The following is a 17,233-nucleotide window of genomic DNA, read 5'->3' as shown; positions in this document are numbered from 1 at the left end:
TGGCGGCGCCCGGACCGTCCGGCTGGTCGACCCGCCGGTCGCGGTCGCCACTGCTCCGGCTTCGGCTTGGAGGCCGCGACGAAGCCGCAGCTCCTGGGGCTGGGAGCAAGCCTCAACGCGTTCCGGCGTCCAGCGTTCGGCGTGGCGATCGTGTCGCGTAGCGCTTCGCTCATGCCCTGCAGCTCCTCGAGCCGCGGCTCGAAGGCACCGGGCTAGTCGTGCGACTCGGTGAGGTAGGCGTAGCGTGCAGCGGCCCTGTGGCCGATCGCTCGCTGACTGCCCTCTCGGCGTGTGGTCAGCCGACGTCCCGCCCCCATTGCCTGCCGCAGCTGGCGCTCCCGCTGGCCAGGTCCTTGATAAGTCCGCCGTAGCGCCTGCTCGGCGCCGCGTTGCTCGCTGCGCGTCATGCTCGTCACCGTCCGCCCTCCGTCTGTCGTTGCGCACGTCAGGAGGAGGCTGGACCCAGCGAGCGATCCCGTATTCCCACCGTAGCACCGAAAGCCACCAGCTAGGGGTCGACCCGTCCCCGCGCTAGGAGATCGAGTGGGACGACGGCCACACCACGATCTACACACCGGCGGCGGGCGCCTTGCACGCCGCTGGCCAGCGGTAGTTCCTACGAGGCCGGCTCGCGGAACTCCACGAACCCCATGAGCGCGCGGTCGGCGCCAATCGCCTGCTGGATGCTCTGGGCGCTGGGCCGCCCGAGGCCGAGGTCCGCTCCGACGATCAGCAGTCCGTACCCCGACGCCGCAAGCCGCTCCAACCACCGTGGCGGGGCGTCTGCGGCCGCGTCGTGGAAGCGCTCGCGTGGCACGTCGGCCCGCAGCAGCACAAGGTCCGGCCCGTCGACCGCGAGCGTCAGACCGGCCAGCTCGCGCACGGGCTCACGGGCGAGCACGCCGTGGAACCCGTCGTAGCGCCGGGCGTCGAGGTAGGGACGCGACTCGCAGTCCCCGGGTCCCCGGACGCGAACATCGAGCTTGCGCTCCCAGAGCAGGACCGCGCCGGCGTCCGGGTGTATGGCCTGCGTGTAGGAGATGCCCAGCGGGTCGGCCTCGGCCACGACGACCAGTTGCGCCAGCTCGGCCCGCGAGGGCGCACAGCCGGTGTGAGCGAACTCCGCCATGGCTGCACGGTCCTCCAGCGCCACGCTGACGCTCACGTCGACCCCCGAAGCCGGGTCGATCCACTGATCGCAGATCGCGCACCGCAGGCGCTCGTTGTCGCGCAAGGCGTGGAGGCGCGCCGACTCCTCGGGACGCAGGACCCGAGCCACGTCCGGCCCGATGTCGAGGGGCTTGCTCAAGGGCGCACTCCAGACACTTCGTCGGATTGTGCTCCGAGTCCCGCGCCGGCGCATTCGCCCGATCCGGCCGCCGTCGGTGTGTCGCACATCGTCGGACATCGGCGGTCATTTCCGCGATCCTGCACACCTCACGCCGGCCCCGCACGGGTGTGGTACAAGCGGATCGAGGTTGTTTTCCCCTAGGGCGGAGGACGCGGTCGGCTCGATCAACCGGAAGCCAGCAGCATGGTCCCGTAACGACGGGCCAACGCACCGGGCGCCGTGTCATGGGTGGTCCACGTCTCCACCCCCCGAGTAGAGCGGGAGTTCCCATATGCCTGCAGCTAGCGCGAGGCGCCAGAGCCGGACCAGGATCCACGACAAGATCCAGGAGTTGTCGTGGGATCCCATGTTTGCGACGCCGGTCGACAAGTACCCGACCGACTACACGTTCGAGAAGGCTCCGAAGAAGGACCCGATGAAGCAGGTCCTGCGCTCCTACTTCCCCATGGAGGAGGAGAAGGATCAGCGGGTCTACGGCGCGATGGATGGCGCGATCCGCGGCAACATGTTCCGCAACGTCCAGCAACGCTGGATGGAGTGGCAGAAGCTCTTCCTGAGCATCATTCCCTTCCCCGAGATCTCGGCCGCGCGGGCGATGCCGCTGGCCATCAACGCCGTGCCGAACCCCGAGGTGCACAACGGCCTGGCCGTGCAGATGATCGACGAGGTGCGTCACTCGACGATCCAGATGAACCTCAAGCGGCTGTACATGAACCACTACATCGACCCCGGCGGGTTCGACATCACCGAGAAGGCGTTCTCGAACTGCTACGCGGGGACGATCGGCCGGCAGTTCGGTGAGGGATTCATCACGGGCGACGCCATCACCGCCGCCGACATCTACCTGACCATCGTGGCCGAGACGGCGTTCACCAACACGCTGTTCGTGGCGATGCCCTCCGAGGCGGCGGCCAACGGCGACTACCTGCTGCCGACGGTGTTCCACTCGGTGCAGTCGGACGAGTCGCGCCACATCTCCAACGGCTACTCCATCATCCTGATGGCCTTGGCCGACGAGCGGAACCGTGAACTGCTCGAGCGTGACCTGCGTTACGCGTGGTGGAACAACCATGCGGTGGTGGACGCAGCGATCGGCACGTTCATCGAGTACGGCACCAAGGACCGGCGCAAGGATCGCCAGAGCTACGCCGAGGCGTGGCGCCGGTGGATCTACGACGACTACTACCGCAGCTACCTGATGCCGCTGGAGAAGTACGGCCTGGTGGTGCCGCACGATCTGGTCGAGGAGGCCTGGAACCGGATCTGGAACAAGGGCTACATCCACGAGGTGGCGCAGTTCTTCGCGACAGGGTGGCCCGTCAACTTCTGGCGGATCGACCCGATGACCGACGAGGACTTCGAGTGGTTCGAGTTCAAGTACCCGGGCTGGTACAACAAATACGGCGAGTGGTGGGAGAACTACAGCCGTCTGTCGCACCCCAACGGGCACGCCCCGATCGCGTTCGAGGACGTCAACTACCAGTACCCGCACCGGTGCTGGACCTGCATGGTCCCGTGCCTGATCCGTGAGGACCTGGTGGTCGACAAGGTCGACGATCAGTGGAGGACCTACTGCTCGGAGACCTGCCGCTGGACCGACAAGGAGGCCTTCCGCCCGGAGTACCACGGCCGGGCCACCCCGTCGATGGGGCGCCTCCTCGGCAAGCGCGAGTGGGAGACGCTGTACCACAACTGGGACCTGGCCGACATCCAGAAGGATCTCGGCTACGTCCGCGACGACGGCAAGACGCTGATCCCCCAGCCCCACCTGGACCTGGACGACCAGAAGAAGCTGTGGACCCTGGACGACTGCAAGGGCCACCCCTTCCCGAGTCCGAACATCCTGTTGAACGAGATGTCCGACGAGGAGCGGACCACGTTCGTCGAGCAGTACAAGAAGGGCGGCCCGGGCGGCCGCTACGCCCCCACCCCGGCATAGGGGTACGGGACCACCACGATCCGCATCGCGCCGCGGCCCTGCGGCGCGATGCCGGCTCCTACCCCAGGAAGCCCCATGGCCCGCCGTCACACGGTCAGATTCGAGCCCGTCGACCTGGAGATCGAGGTCTCCGAGGACGAGACGGTCCTCGAGGGAGCGTTCCGCCAGGGCGTCATGCTCATGCACGGTTGCAAGGAGGGGCAATGCTCGGCGTGCAAGTCCTTCCTGATCAGCGGCGAGGTCGACCTGGAGCGGTACTCGACGTTCGCCCTGGCCGATTACGAGCGGGAGGAGGGCTACACCCTCCTGTGTCGCGCCCACGCCTTCAGCGACCTCGAGGTCGAGCTCCTGCACTTCGACGAGGAGGTGCTCACCTCCAGCGTCCCGATCCAGACGGTCCGCACCGAGGTCGCGAGCATCACGGCGCTCACCCACGACATCCGGCACCTGGTGCTGAACCTGCTCGACCCGCGGGAGATCGACTTCCATGCCGGCCAGTACGTCGACGTCCAGATCCCCGGGACGACCCACACGCGTGCGTTCTCGATGGCCAACACGCCCGCGACCGGGGGCCGGCTCGAGTTCATGATCAAGCTCTACCCCGGAGGTCGCTTCTCGGGCCTGCTCGAGGAGCAGCTCGCCCCGGGCCACGAGCTCGCGGTCCGGGGTCCCTACGGGGTCTTCATCCTCCGCGAGCACTCCGACGCCGACCTGATCTTCATCGGTGGCGGGGCCGGCATGGCTCCCATCTGGTCGCTGCTCAACTCCATGTCCGAGCGCGGCATCCGGCGCAAGGTCACGTACTACTACGGCGCCCGCTCGCCGCGAGACCTGTTCCACCTCGACGAGCTGGCCCGACTGGGCGAGCACCTGCCGGACTTCCGGTTCGTGCCCGCCCTGTCGGAGCCGGCCCCAGGTGACCAGTGGGAAGGCGAGACCGGTCTGATCACCGACGTCGTCGACCGGCTGGAGACCGACCTCTCCGGCCACGAGGGCTACCTGTGCGGGCCGCCGCCGATGATCGACGCGGCCATCGAGCTGCTGGTCGCCAAGGGCATCGGCGAGGCCCGCATCTTCTACGACAAGTTCACCATCACCGCCTCGGAGGAGGAGCAGGCCGGCCACCAGACGTGACGGGCCCCGCGCCCGCAAGCACTGCACGCAACAGGAACGAGAGAGAGGGATGATCACATGGCGGATTCACCGACGTTGAGTCCCAAAGACACGGCGACGCGGACCCCGACAGGCCGGATGCGCAGCGTCCCGCGGCTCGTCTTCACCGACGCCGAAGCGGGAGCGCTGGAGTTCCCCAGCGCGCACAGCCGGTCGTTCAACTACTTCGAGCCGCTGCGGCTGCGGGCGACCGTGTACGAGGACGTGACGGTCGACGTCCAGCCCGATCCGGAGCGCTACCTGACCCAGGGCTGGGTCTACGGCTTCGCCAAGGGGCCAGGCGGCTACCCGAAGGAGTGGACGGCGCTCAAGTCGTCTGACTGGCACCGGTTCCGCGACCCCAACGAGGAGTGGGAGCAGACGATCTACCGCAACAACGCCCGCCTCGTCCGCGAGATCGAGCAGGTGATCGCCGCTGCCAAGAGCGAGGGCGCGTTCGACCAGTGGAGTCCCGGGTGGGAGCGCGTCGTGGAGCGCCAGGTCGGCGCGTGGATGCACGCGGAGCACGGGCTCGGCATGCACGTGTTCCTGCCGGCGCAGCGCGACGCGCCGACGAACATGATCAACAACGCGATCTCGGTCAACTCGATGCACAAGCTGCGCATCGCGCAGGATCTCGCGCTCTACAACCTGGAGGTCGCCGACGCGCGTGACGGCTTCGACGGCGGGGCGCATCTCGCGGTGTGGGACAGCGACCCGGTGTGGCTGCGGGTGCGCGAGAACGTCGAGCTGCTCACCGCCGTGCGCGACTGGGCCGAAGCGGTCGTCGCGACCAACCTCGCGTTCGAGCCGCTCGTCGGTGAGCTGTTCCGCAGCCAGTTCGTGATGTCGACCGCGGCGGCGAACGGGGACTTCGTGACCCCGCTCGTGATGAACGTCGCCGAGAGCGATTTCGACCGCGACCTGAACTACACGACGATCCTCCTCGGCGACCTGGTCGCCGACAAGCAGTACGGCCAGGAGAACGCCGGCGTGCTCGCCGGATGGCTGGCGAAGTGGATCCCGCGCAGCCTCGAGACGGCGCGCGCCCTGGAGCCCATCTGGGGGCTGCCGGAGCACGGCGGGATCGGATTCGCCGACGCGCTGTCTCGCACGCGCGCGCGCACCCAGCTGATCCTGGACGATCTCAAGATCCCGCGGCCCAAGGAGCTGGAAGCATGAGCACCGAGACCCAGCCCGATTTCGAGTTCCACCGCGAATCCTCCAACCAGTGCGGCGTGACGCTGATGGACAACCAGATCGGCCACACGGTCGCCGAGGCGATGCGCGGCAAGCCGAATGTGACGGTCCGTGCGCTGCCGTCGATGATCCGCATCGACGCGATCGGCAAGGTCGAGTTCGACTTCGCCGAGCTCAGCCAGGCCGTCGGCGAGGAGTTCGACCAGAACTCGTTCGAGGAGATCATGTCGACGCACTACGGCCGGATGGTCGCCCTCGACGACCGCATGGTGCTGTTCGCCAACCCGGAGGATGCCGCCGAGTACCTCGGGTTCGACCTGCGGCCCGTGTGACCGGTCGATGGCCAAGATCCTGGTCTACAACGAGGACGCGAGGAGGTATCTCGAGACAGGCGTGAACAAGCTCGCCGACGCGGTGAAGGTGACGCTCGGGCCCAAGGGCCGCAACGTCGTGCTCGAGAAGATGGCCGGCGCGCCGCAGATCACCAACGACGGCGTGGCCATCGCGCAGGAGATCCACCTCTCGGATCCCTTCGAGAACATGGGCGCGCACCTCGTGCGGGAGGTCGCCAGCCAGACCAGCGACGTGGTCGGCGACGGGACGACGACCGCCACCGTCCTCGCCCAGGCGATGATCCGCGAGGGCATGACCATGATCGCCGCCGGTGCGAACCCGATGCTGCTGCGGCGCGGCATCGAGCGGGCGGCGCAGCACGTGCTCGATGACCTGGCGCAAGCGGCGCGCCAGGTGGAGGGCCGCAGCCAGATGGCCGACGTCGCGACGATCGCGGCCAACAACGACCCCGAGATCGGCGCCACGATCGCCCAGGCGCTCGACGCGGTGGGCGGAGACGGGGTGGTCAGCGTCGAGGAGTCACCAGTGCTCGGGCTCGAGGTGGAGTTCGTCGAAGGCCTGCAGTGGGACTTCGGCTACCTGTCCCCGTACATGGTCACCGACAGCTCGCGGATGGAGGCCGTCTTCGAGGACCCGCTGATCCTGCTGACCGACATGCCGATCTCCGCGGTCCAGGCGCTCATGCCGGTCCTCGAGCAGGCGATGAAGGCCGGGCGCCCGCTGGTCGTCGTCGCCGAGAACGTCGATGGCCCAGCGCTGGGCATGCTCGTGACCAACGCGGCCCACGGCACCTTCGCCTCGGTCGCTGTTCGTGCGCCCGGTTTCGGGCACCGCCGCCTGAACAACCTCCAGGACATCGCGGCCTTCACCGGTGCCGAGGTGGTCTCCAAGGACAGCGGGATGCGCCTCGAGAACACGGCGCTCGCGCGCCTCGGACGCGCGCGCAAGGTCACGGTGACCGACGGGGCCACGACGATCCTCGGCGGCTGGGGTGGCCAGGAGTCGATCGACGCCCGGCTCGTGCAGATTCGGTCCGAGCTGGCGCGGGCCGAGAACGCGCGCGACCGTGAGCACCTGCAGGAGCGCATGGCGCAGCTGTCGGGCAAGGTCGCGATCATCCACGTCGGGGCCGCGACACAGGTCGAGCTCAAGGAGAAGGAGCGGCGCACCGACGGAGCGCTGGCGGCCACCCGGGCAGCGGTCGAGGAGGGCATCCTGCCCGGCGGCGGCGTCGCGCTGGTTAACGCCGAACACGCGCTGGACCTGACCGACGGCCGGGCGCCCGAGGACGCCCAGGGCGCAGAGATCGTCCGCAACGCGCTCTCGGAGCCGCTGCGTTGGATCGCCGCCAATGCCGGCCACGACGGCGCGGCGGTGGTGCAGCGCGTCCGCACCCTGCCCGCCGGGCAGGGGCTCGACGCGCTCACCGACGAGTACGGCGACATGATCGCCGGCGGCATCATCGACGCCGCGAAGGTCACGCGCTCGGCCCTGCGGAGCGCGGTCTCGATCGCGGCCCTCCTGCTCACGACCGAGGCCCTCGTGGCCGAGGAGGTCCTCGCGCAGCCGGGCGCGATCCTGGCGCCCGGCTTCGGCGACCTCGCCGAGGGCCTGGCCCGGCCGTCGTCGCCCGCGGGCTCGCCTGCGCCGTGACTACTCGGCGGCCGACACCTCGCGCGCCGCCCCCTGGGCGAGCCGGATCAGCCGCTTGAGCTCGCCCGCCGGCGCGCGGGCGGTCGTGCCCAGGCCGATCGCGCCGAGCGTCTCGCCCGTGCCCGTCTGCACGGGGACCGCCACGCAGCAGAGGTTCTTGGCGAACTCCTCGAAGTCGGTGGCGAACCCCCGGTGGCGGACCGCCTTGAGATGGGCTTCGAGCTTCGACGGCTCGGTGATCGTCCGGCGGGTGTAGGCGTCGAGCAGGTGGTCGTTGAGGTAGCGGTTGATCGCCCCGACGCCGCGGGCGGCGAGCAGCACCTTGCCGAGGGCGAGTGCGTGCGACGGGCCGCGGAACCCGGCCGGGATGCCGACGGTCGGGCTCTGGGACGGCGTGTGCACGTGCGTGACGAGCACGTCGTCGCCCTCGCAGAGCACGGCGAAGTACGCGCTACAGCCCGCGTGGCGCGCCAGCGCCCGCAGCGCCGGCTCGACGGCCCCGGCGGCGCCGCTGCGCTGCAGGCGCTCCTGGAGCACCGCGATCGTCGGGCCCAGCCGGTAGCCCCCGTGCTGGGGCAGCCGCACGATGTAGCCCTCGTCGACCAGGAGGCTGAGCAGGTGATAGGTCGTCGACAGGCTGATCCCGAGCTCCTCGGCGAGCCCCCGGACGGTCATCCGGTCGTCGCGGCTGACCCGGTCGATGATGCGGAAGACCCGCCGCGTGCTGCCGTACGCGGCCCGACCGGGCTCGTCGCCGAGGAGGTCCACCGGCTCCCCGCTAGTTGGGGATGAGGACGCCACGGCCCTGGATCCGTCCCGCGTTGAGGTCGTCGATCGCGTCGTTGATGCGGTCGAGCTCGTAGGCCTTCGTCGTCAGCTCGACCCGTCCCTGGGCGGCGAGCTTCATGAGCTCGGAGAGCTCGGTGTAGTTGCCGACGAGGTTGCCGACGACGTTGACCTCGCTGAAGATCACGTCGATGGCGGCCAGGTCGACGCGGCCTCCGTAGCCGACCACGTAGTAGGTCCCGCCCTGGGCGAGCATCGCCGGGCCTTGAGCCGTCGTCCCGTGCTCGCCGACGAAGTCGATGACCGCTTCCACGCCGCCGTCGCCGTCGCCGAAGGCTCGCACCGCCTCGACGACGTCGGCGCCGGCCTTGACGGCGTGGTCGGCGCCGAGGCGCCGGGCGAGCTCGAGCGCCGCGTCGGAGGTGTCGACGACGATGACCTCCGTGGCGCACAGCGCCTTGAGCGACTGCACGCCGATGTGCCCGAGTCCGCCGGCGCCGATCACGACGCACCGCGACCCCGGCATCAGGTGGGCGGCCGCCTTCTTGGCGGCGCGGTAGGCCGTGATGCCCGCGTCGGCGTAGGGCGCGACGTCCTTGGGCTCGAGGCCGCCCTCGAGCTTGATGCACGAGCGCTCCGAAGTCTTCAGGTACTGCGCGAATCCGCCCTCGGCGTTGAGCCCCGGAAAGGCGCCGTTGGTGCAGTACATGTCCTCGCCGCGGCGGCAGCCCGCGCATACCCCACACGTGACGAGCGGATGCACGACGACCGCGTCGCCCGCCTGGATGGTGCTGACGTCCGAGCCGACCTCCTCCACCCAACCGGCGTTCTCGTGCCCGAGCGTGTACGGCAGCTGCGGCTCGAGAATGTCCCGCCAGATGCCCTCGATGATGTGCAGGTCGGTGCGGCACAGCCCGGCGCCGCCGATGCGGACGATGACCTCGTGCGGCCCGGTGAGCGCCGGCTCGGGCACATCGTCGATGTGCAGGTGATCCTCGTCGTAGGAATGCAGCCTGGCGGCCTTCATGGTGGCATCTCCTCCAGGTCGTAGCGGGTGCGCAGGAGCCCACGGCAGAGATCGGCGTTGCCCTCGATGCTGACGCGGACCGTCCGCGCGAAGCGCAGCTGACGCGGCGCGTCGTTCGCGTCGATGGGCTCGCCGTTGGGTCGCAGCAGCAGCGCGGCCTGCGGGGAGACGTCGAGGCCGAGCCGCGTCCGGCGCTCGAGGTAGTCCGTCGTCTCAGGGATCGCCGGGAGCTCGCCGAGACGCATCCCCGGAAGCTCCTCGGCCCGGCGGCCGCCCGTGATGAGCGCCTGGCAGAGGCGCTCCTGGCGCACGACGAACGCCTTGCGGTCGAAGATCGAGCGCAGCTCGGTGAGGTCGCCCACCACCTCGCCGGGAAAGGTCGTGGCGAAGTCGCGATCGTCGTCGACGCCGCCGTTGATCTCGTCGGAGGCGAAATGGTCCTCCAGCGCCACGTGCACCCGCTCCACGCCGGGCACCGCCGCGAGCTCCGCCCGCGCGTCGGCCACCATCAGGTAGGCGAAGTTGGGGGCGCAGAAGTAGGTCGGCAGGCGCAGGCGGACGTCGACGCGACCGCCGTCGACCCGGAGCTCGGAGACGAAGCCCAGCTCCGTGATGGGCTCGTCGAGCTCCGGGTCGCGCACGCGCGACAGGGCCGTGGTGAGGGCCGCGTCGCTCGGCATCTCACGTCGCGACGGCCGGCTTCGGCGTGACCTCCGGGCCCGTGCCCGCGTCGGCCGCGACCGCCAGCTCTGCCGGCACCTCGATGCCGTACAGGTTCGCGGCGTTGAGCCCGAAGATCTTGCGCTTGATGTCCGGCGTGAGCTCGCCGTACTCGCCCTGCATGTCCTCGGGGATCTGGAAGGCCGCGAACTGCTCGGTCAGCCACTTCGGGTGCCAGATCGCGTAGTCCGAGGCGAACAGGATGCGGTCCTCCCCCAGCCAGTACAACAACTCGCCGAGGATCTGCGCGAAGTACCCCGGGCGGGTGTGGATGAACGGCATCGCGACCGCCAGGCCACCGTAGACGTTCGGCTCCTGCACGCCGATCCAGCAGAAGTCCTCCAGGCGCGGCAGGCCGACGTGCTCGACGATGAAGTTCAGGTCCGGGAACTCCGTGGCGGCGGAGTCGACGTCCTGGACGTTGAACGCGTCCATGTTCAGCGGCCAGATCGTCGGCCCCTTGTGGACGTGGATGTTCTTCACGCCCAGCTCGCGGCACTTCTCCAGGTAGCGCGTGGCCTCGGGGTCCGTGAGCTTCCAGCCATGGGAGTCGCCGCGCCATTCGGCGGTGTACAGCTTGACGCCCTTGGCGTCGTAGCGGCGCACCTTGTCCTCGAAGGCCCGGAGCCCCGCCTCGCCGTCGCGTGGATCGAACGAGGTGTTGAGGATGAACCGGTCAGGGTGGGCCTCCTTGAGGGCCGCGTTCTGCTCCGTGGTGTTGAACCCGTTCTTGTAGAAGTCGGTCAGGTACGTGGGCAGGAAGATCGCCACGTCGTCGTAGCCCTCTTCGAACAGGTCGTGCATGAGGGTGTCCGCACCGTAGTGCTGGAACTTCTCCAGCGGCCACACGTACTCCTCCGGACTGAGGTTCCGGTGGTAGTCGTAGAAGCAGTTGATGAACCCTTCGCCGTACTTGTTGGCCTGGTTCTCGGGGCTCGCGTCCCAGTTGTGGACGTGGCCGTCCACGATGAAGTAGCTCTCACCGTCAGGACTGCGGTACATCACGTCTCCCTCGGTCGACACCGGTCACGAGGGGGAGTCCAGTAGGGCCACGGAGGAGGCTCGCACGTCGTGGTGGGGCGATCCCGGACGTGACTCGCCAAGGCTCTCTCTCCGCCGCCGATTGTAGCCCCTTGGCCGGTCCCGAACCACCCGCAGATCGCGGCCTCGACCGCGACAGGAGCGCCGTCCGCAAGCTGGCAGGCGCGGCAGGAAAAAGCGCACGCGTCCCCCGGCGCAGGTGTACATTCAGTGCTGGGCCACGCCCACATCCACCGTCACCCGCGCGACCTCACCGCGGGCTTCTGCCCGGGCCCGTGGCGGGCTGGCGCGGCGCCGCGAAACGAGCGAGCTGCACCGGCGGTCGCCGGCAGGCAGCGCTCGACATGGACGCGACCTCTGCGGTGCGCGACGGAGGCAGAACGGGAGGTACCGATGGTTTCTCAGCCCACGTCTGCTGCTGCGCCGCCTCATCCGGACGGGGGCTCGGCGCTCGCCGAGACCGTCCTGTCAGGCCCGGAGCACGGCAGCGGCTACTTCTACCCGGCCACGGCGGGCGGCACGCCGCTCGCTCTCATGGCCTTCGCCTCGACCCTCGGCCTGCTCTCGATGGGCAATGCCGAGTGGTTCGACCTCAGGGCGCTGATCATCGTGGCGCCCGCCGCACTGGCCTTCGGTGCCGTCGCGATGATCCTGTCCGGCATGTGGGACTTCCGCGCCGGCAACGGCTTCGCCGGCACCTGGGAGACGTCCTACGGCTGCTTCTGGCTGTTCCTCGGGCTCCAGCTGGCGATCTTCGGCCCGAGGGTGCTCGCGGCCGCCGGAGCGGAAGGTGCGGGTCACGCCTTCGGCGCCTACCTGCTCATCTGGGCGCTGATCACCGCCGGGTTCACGGCCGGCACGTGGTTCGTGGCCAGGGCGGCGTTCATCGCATTCGGCCTGTTGGTGGTGGTGCTGGTCTTCCTCGGCGTCGCCAACCTGGTCTCGTCGGCGGACACCTCCGACACGTTGCGCCAGATCGGCGGGTGGATCGGGGTCGTGGACGCGCTCGTCGGGTTCTATGTGGCGTTCGCGCTCATGATGAACGCGCTGCTGGGACGCTGGGTGGCTCCGATCGGGCTGTACCAATCCAGCAAGTGAGGGTGGAGCGAGGCCGGCCGGCGTACGGCCGGCCCCGATCCAAGCTCCGCGCGGTCCCGGTGCCGGCCATGAAGCTCTCAAACGCCGCCCTTGGTGCCGCGGTGGTCGCGGTGGCGGTCCTCGCGCTGCTCTGGGTGCCGATCGAGCACGGCGACGTGAGCGGCCAGGGCGCGCGGCGCTCCGCTGCCGCGATCTACTGGGGCGCCTACGTGTCGGGCGCGCCCTACGGCCGCATCGATGCGCCGTGGGACATGCGCAGCGTCGCGCGCTTCGAGGCGAACGCGCACAAGCGCATGTCGCTGCTGGAGTGGGGCCAGGCGTACGACCGCTTCCTCCGTCGCTGGGCGCGGGGCGCAAGGCGCTGGGGCCAGCCGTTCTTCCTGCGCTTCGACTGGGAGATGAACACCAACGGGGCGCCCTACAGCGAGCACGCCAACGGCAACCGCCCCGGCGAGTTCGTGCGCATGTGGCGCCACGTGCACCGGATCTTCGACGCCGCGGGCGCCCGCAACGTGACATGGGTGTGGTGCCCCAACGTCGACTACGCCGACGCGGTGCATCCGTTGCGTTCGCTCTATCCCGGCGACGCCTACGTCGACTGGACCTGCCTCGACGGCTACAACTCGGGCACCAACCCCAGAGCACCGGGCGGCTGGCACTCGTTCGACGAGACGTTCCGCGCCACGTACACGCTCGTCACCCGACGAGTCGCTCGTACCAAGCCGCTCATGATCGGGGAGACGGCGGCCTCCGAGTACGGCGGCTCGAAGGCCGATTGGATCACCGACGCGCTCGCCTACCAGCTCCCGCGGAACTATCCCCGAGCGCGGGCGCTCGTGTGGTTCAACAAGAACGCCGACGGGATGGACTGGATCATCGAGTCCTCGCCCGCCGCTCAGGCGGCGTTCGCGGCGGGAATCGCGGCGCCGCGGTACGCCACCAACGCCTTCGCCACCATCCGCGCCTCCCCCATCCGGCCGCTCGGTGGTACGCGTTGACGCCATCGCGATCCGATCTGCCGCGACGAGCCGGCGCGGTGGTCGCTGCATCGCCCTCCTCAGCATCGACGTCTCCGCGGATCGTCAAGCGCTTGACGTCGCCGAGACGACTCAAGCAGTTGGCGACAGGAGCCGTCGCAGCGCTGTGCGCGCTGGCGCTCGGGTCGTCGCCGCCTTCCCCCCCGCCGCTCGTGGTGTTCTCCGACAACTTCGACGGCGCCGCGGGAAGCCCGCCGAATCGCGCCCTCTGGGGCTACGACGTCGGTCGCTGGGGTGAGAGCGCCGGGGAGCTGCAGTACTACACGGACCGCGCCGACAACGCGCGGCTCGATGGCAACGGCAACCTCGAGATCGTCGCCCGGCGCGAGCAGTACTCCGGCGCCGGCTACACGTCCGCTCGCCTCCAGACGCGGGGGAAGGAGAGCTTCGAGCCACCAGTCCGGATCGCATCACGCATCCAGGTGCCCGCCGGCACGGGCCTGCTCGCCGTCTTCTGGACGCTCGGCACGGATCTCTTCACGAAAGGCTGGCCGCAGAGCGGCGAGATCGACATCGCCGAGGTCAAGGGCGACACGCCGAGCGCCGCGCACTTCCACACCCACTCCGCCCTGCGCTCCGGCCGCGACCACGGCGTGGGCGACGTGTGGACCGCACCCGCGAGCCTGGCCGACGGATTCCACACGTACAGGATCGACTGGTACGAGGCGGGGATCGCGTTCTACCTGGACGGCGTGCGTCGCTTCACGGTCGCGCGCGCCGACATGCCGTCTGCGGCATGGGCGTTCAGCAAGCCCCACTACTTGACCTTGAACACGGCGGTCGGAAACGAATGGACCGGACCCCCGGACGGCACCACCCCGTGGCCTGCGGTGATGCGCGTCGACTGGGTGAAGGCCTGGGCGCTGAAATGAGGGCCGCCGTCTGCGCTTGGTCAGCCGCGAAGGCCTACGTCGCGCTTGACCGTCGTACGCAGGTGGTGGTCGGCGTTCGTCACACGACCTTGACTGCCTGATGCCGTTTCCCGAGCATGAGCACGTCGTCATGTCGTCGCTCGTAGGACCCTCGACAGATCTGTGCAAGCGTGAGCTCGATCGCCCGGGCCGCTCGCTCGGCCGGGCGGTGTGTCGCCGCAGCCAACGGTGGGTGCGCGGTGCCCGGCGCTGAGCACCGCGCCAGCTCCGCGAGCGATGTCGGGAGCGCTGGCGTCGGGCTCGTCGTCACCAATCTGCTCAATGAGCTTGCCGCGCTCGGGACGCTGCTCGAACAGGCCGCCCGCGAGCAGTGGTGGCTCGACGCCTATCTCGTGGCCGCGGGTCTCAATCAGATCGCCGAGGACTACCTGCACGACTCGGCGTATCCGCTCGACGACGCCGTGTCGCTGCTCGCGGGGTCCGGCTCGCGGACCGGCCGTCTTGCCGGCCGGGCCGCCGGCGCGAGTGCGCTGGCGGCGCGCCGGATCGCGGCACGGACTGACGGCTTCCAGCGCACGCTTGGCTGGCAGCGGCAGGCGGCCATCCTGGTCGACGACCTGGCCGATGTGGTCATCGCCCGCGACGGACAAGGCACCCCGGCGCTCGCACACCGCTGCGCGCGCCTCTCGCGCGAGATACCGTCGCTGCCGCTCGCGGTGCGGCAGCGGGTCCTGCGACTGCCGGCGTGCTTCTACGACTTCGACGAACGGCCCGAGGATCTCGCGCGCCTCGTCGAACGCTTCATCGAACGCTCGACGGATCGCGATCGCCCGTTGCTCGTCACCGGGGTCAGGACCTCGGGCAGCTATCTGGCGCCGCTGATCGCGGCAGCCTTGCGAGCTCGCGGATGCGGTGACGCACGCGTCCTGACCGTGCGTCCGGGGCGGGCGCTGCTCGAGGAGGAATGCGCGCTGGTGCGCGGGATCGCACGCGGCGGCCAGGTGCTGATGACCGACGATCCACCCGTCACCGGCTCCTCGCTCGCCGCGGCCTGCGCTCAGGTCGAGCGCCTCGGCGTGGCACGAACGTCGATCGTGCTGCTGCTGGCCCTTCAGGGCACGTCGGCGAAGCCGCCGCCCGCGCTCGCGGACTACGGCGCCGTGGTGCTCGCCGATGGGGAGTGGAGCGTTCACTCGCGGCTCGAGCCGGAGGCCGCCCGGAGCGAGCTTCAGGTGCTGTTGGACGGGGAGCTCGAGATCAAGGCGATCGAGACGTTGCGACTGCCGGGGGCCGCCAAGCAAAGGGGGCATCGCCGCGCGCTGTTTCGCGTGCGCGGCCACGACGACGTCGACGGCACCGCCCGCGAGCTGGCTGTGCTCGTCAGCGGCGTCGGGCTGGGCTATCTCGGCGCTCAGCATCTCGGAGTGGCGCGGACGCTTCACTCGTTCGCGCCGCGTGTGCTGGGTCTGCGTGACGGCCTGCTGTACCGCGCGTGGCTCCCAGCCGAGCGTCGCATGGCGGCCGACAGCGACAAGCTCGCGACCGGCGCCGCCGCCTACGTCGCGACCCGCCAGCGGGCGCTCAGGGTCGCGCGCGACACCACCGTCGCGATGTTCGGTCAGCGACCGGTGTGGGAGGTCGGCGGGCTCCTGCTCGGCGCCGGCTTTGCCCGCGCGGCACCGGTGGCGCGGGTGGCGCTCGTGGACCGTGCCGTGCGCCGCCTGCTCCGCGTGACCGAGCCGTCGGTCGTCGACGGGAGCATGACGCCCGAGCATTGGTTCGTTCCCGCGGGCAACGGCATGCCGGCGGTCAAGGTGGGCCTCAGCGATCGCACCTACTGGAGCCTTGGGCTGGCCTGCTGCGACGCGACCTTCGATCTCGCCGGCGTGGGCGCGTTCGCATCCGACGGGGCGCTACCCGAGCGCGTGCGGACGGCGTGGTTGCAGGAGACGGGAAACGAGGTGGACTCCGAACGATGGCTCCTGTACGAGCTTGCCCATCTGTGGGGCCGGCTGCGAGCCGACCCCGCGCAAGAGGCGATGGTCCGTCACGCAAGCGCCCGCGCCGTCCAGCGGTACTTCGCCGGCGCGTTCCTCACGGATGTCGACCGGGTGGCGACGGGCAAGCTGTGCGCGCTCGACATCGACGGCGTGCTCGAGACCGAGCAACTCGGGTTTCCCACGCTGACCCGGGCCAGCGCCACCGCCCTGCGGGCGCTGATCGCCCATGAGTACCTCCCGGTGCCGGTCACCGGTCGCGGCCTCGAGGAGGTCCGGGATCGCTGCCGCGCCTACGGATTGGTCGCGGGAGTGGCCGAGTACGGGTCGGCCCTCTGCCTCGACGGAGGCGAGCGCACGGTCACGCTCGTGGGCACCGACGGCGATGCCGCTCTGCGTCGCGTGCGCGCCGCGCTGCAAGAGCGCGACGGAGTGCGCCTGGACCCCGCGTTCGTCCACGCGGTACGGGCATACCGTCTCGGCACCGATGGCCGCCGGCGGCCACTCGACGTCCCTGAGGTCACCGAATGTCTGCAGGCAGCCGGCGTCGCCGGCGCGATCGAGGCGATCCACGGGGAGAGCCAGACCGACCTTGTCGCGTCCGGAGTCAACAAGGGGGCCGGGCTGCTCGCGCTGGTGGACGCGCTCGCGGCCGATGGCGGCAACCGTCGTCCCGAGATCGCGCTGGCGGTGGGCGACACCGCGGCCGACGCGCCGATGCTCTCCCTCGCGCGATCGGCGTTCGTTCCGGCTCACGCCGCCCCGGAGGCCATGGTCGCCCGCGCCAAGCGCGTCCGCCGCCCGTACCAGGCCGGCCTGGCACTCGCTGTCGCGGAGCTCCTCGGCCACCGTCCGGGCGGCTGTGCACGCTGCCGTGTAGGACAACAGACGACCGAGCGGGGGCTGCTGCTTGATCTGCTGTCGGTCGCCGAGGACGGCCGTCGCGGCCTCGCGCTGCGGACGATCAAGCTCGGAGCGAGGCTTCGATGAGCGTGCCCGCGGGGCC

Annotated in this window: 14 protein-coding genes; 9 read left to right on the top strand and 5 right to left on the bottom strand. The window is 70.0% G+C overall.

Annotated features, from left to right (window positions below; genetic code table 11):
• Positions 1–616: 616 nt before the first annotated feature.
• Entirely contained in the window at positions 617–1,309 is a 693-nt protein-coding gene (locus VK501_RS25775; protein ID WP_324342671.1) for a hypothetical protein, read from the bottom strand.
• 313 nt (positions 1,310–1,622) lie between these two features.
• Between VK501_RS25775 and VK501_RS25770 the strand changes: the two genes are divergently transcribed.
• The 5 genes from VK501_RS25770 (at position 1,623) to groL (ending at position 7,649) form a co-directional block, all read left to right on the top strand.
• Positions 1,623–3,290, top strand: coding sequence for a hypothetical protein (locus VK501_RS25770; RefSeq protein WP_324342669.1), 1,668 nt, complete (start codon positions 1,623–1,625; stop codon positions 3,288–3,290).
• 75 nt (positions 3,291–3,365) lie between these two features.
• Positions 3,366–4,424, top strand: coding sequence for an NADH:ubiquinone reductase (Na(+)-transporting) subunit F (locus tag VK501_RS25765; RefSeq protein WP_324342667.1), 1,059 nt, complete (start codon positions 3,366–3,368; stop codon positions 4,422–4,424).
• Positions 4,425–4,541: 117 nt separating this feature from the next.
• Positions 4,542–5,624, top strand: coding sequence for an aromatic/alkene monooxygenase hydroxylase subunit beta (locus VK501_RS25760; protein WP_324342666.1), 1,083 nt, complete (start codon positions 4,542–4,544; stop codon positions 5,622–5,624).
• A complete protein-coding gene (gene mimD, locus VK501_RS25755) occupies positions 5,621–5,974 on the top strand; it encodes a propane 2-monooxygenase effector subunit MimD (protein ID WP_324342664.1) in 354 nt (117 codons plus the stop codon). The genes VK501_RS25760 and mimD overlap by 4 nt, the downstream gene beginning before the upstream one ends.
• Positions 5,975–5,981: 7 nt before the next feature.
• Positions 5,982–7,649, top strand: coding sequence for a chaperonin GroEL (groL, locus tag VK501_RS25750; protein WP_324342662.1), 1,668 nt, complete (start codon positions 5,982–5,984; stop codon positions 7,647–7,649).
• Here groL and VK501_RS25745 read toward each other — a convergent pair whose 3' ends face one another.
• From VK501_RS25745 to VK501_RS25730, 4 genes are read right to left on the bottom strand one after another with little or no spacing between them, the layout of a single operon-like run.
• Entirely contained in the window at positions 7,650–8,417 is a 768-nt protein-coding gene (locus VK501_RS25745; protein ID WP_324342660.1) for an IclR family transcriptional regulator, read from the bottom strand.
• A gap of 10 nt (positions 8,418–8,427) precedes the next feature.
• A complete protein-coding gene (locus VK501_RS25740; protein WP_324342658.1) occupies positions 8,428–9,462 on the bottom strand; it encodes an NAD(P)-dependent alcohol dehydrogenase in 1,035 nt (344 codons plus the stop codon).
• Positions 9,459–10,142 carry an iron-sulfur cluster assembly protein gene (locus tag VK501_RS25735; protein WP_324342656.1) on the bottom strand — a complete coding sequence of 228 codons (684 nt, stop codon included), beginning with the start codon at positions 10,140–10,142 and terminating at the stop codon, positions 9,459–9,461. The genes VK501_RS25740 and VK501_RS25735 overlap by 4 nt, the downstream gene beginning before the upstream one ends.
• Before the next feature lies 1 nt (position 10,143).
• The gene (locus VK501_RS25730) at positions 10,144–11,184 is read right to left on the bottom strand and encodes an amidohydrolase family protein (protein WP_324342654.1); all 1,041 of its coding nucleotides are present in this window, start codon (positions 11,182–11,184) and stop codon (positions 10,144–10,146) included.
• A gap of 432 nt (positions 11,185–11,616) precedes the next feature.
• Between VK501_RS25730 and VK501_RS25725 the strand changes: the two genes are divergently transcribed.
• The 4 genes from VK501_RS25725 (at position 11,617) to VK501_RS25710 (ending at position 17,217) form a co-directional block, all read left to right on the top strand.
• Positions 11,617–12,321 carry an acetate uptake transporter gene (locus tag VK501_RS25725; RefSeq protein WP_324342652.1) on the top strand — a complete coding sequence of 235 codons (705 nt, stop codon included), beginning with the start codon at positions 11,617–11,619 and terminating at the stop codon, positions 12,319–12,321.
• A gap of 68 nt (positions 12,322–12,389) precedes the next feature.
• The gene (locus VK501_RS25720) at positions 12,390–13,319 is read left to right on the top strand and encodes a glycoside hydrolase family 26 protein (protein WP_324342650.1); all 930 of its coding nucleotides are present in this window, start codon (positions 12,390–12,392) and stop codon (positions 13,317–13,319) included.
• A gap of 92 nt (positions 13,320–13,411) precedes the next feature.
• Entirely contained in the window at positions 13,412–14,230 is an 819-nt protein-coding gene (locus VK501_RS25715; protein ID WP_324342648.1) for a glycoside hydrolase family 16 protein, read from the top strand.
• Positions 14,231–14,469: 239 nt separating this feature from the next.
• Entirely contained in the window at positions 14,470–17,217 is a 2,748-nt protein-coding gene (locus tag VK501_RS25710; protein ID WP_324342646.1) for a hypothetical protein, read from the top strand.
• Positions 17,218–17,233 lie beyond the last annotated feature (16 nt).

This window comes from Baekduia sp. (assembly GCF_035318805.1).
Taxonomy (GTDB): domain Bacteria; phylum Actinomycetota; class Thermoleophilia; order Solirubrobacterales; family Solirubrobacteraceae; genus Baekduia.
This window is presented reverse-complemented; position numbering and strand designations above follow the sequence as displayed.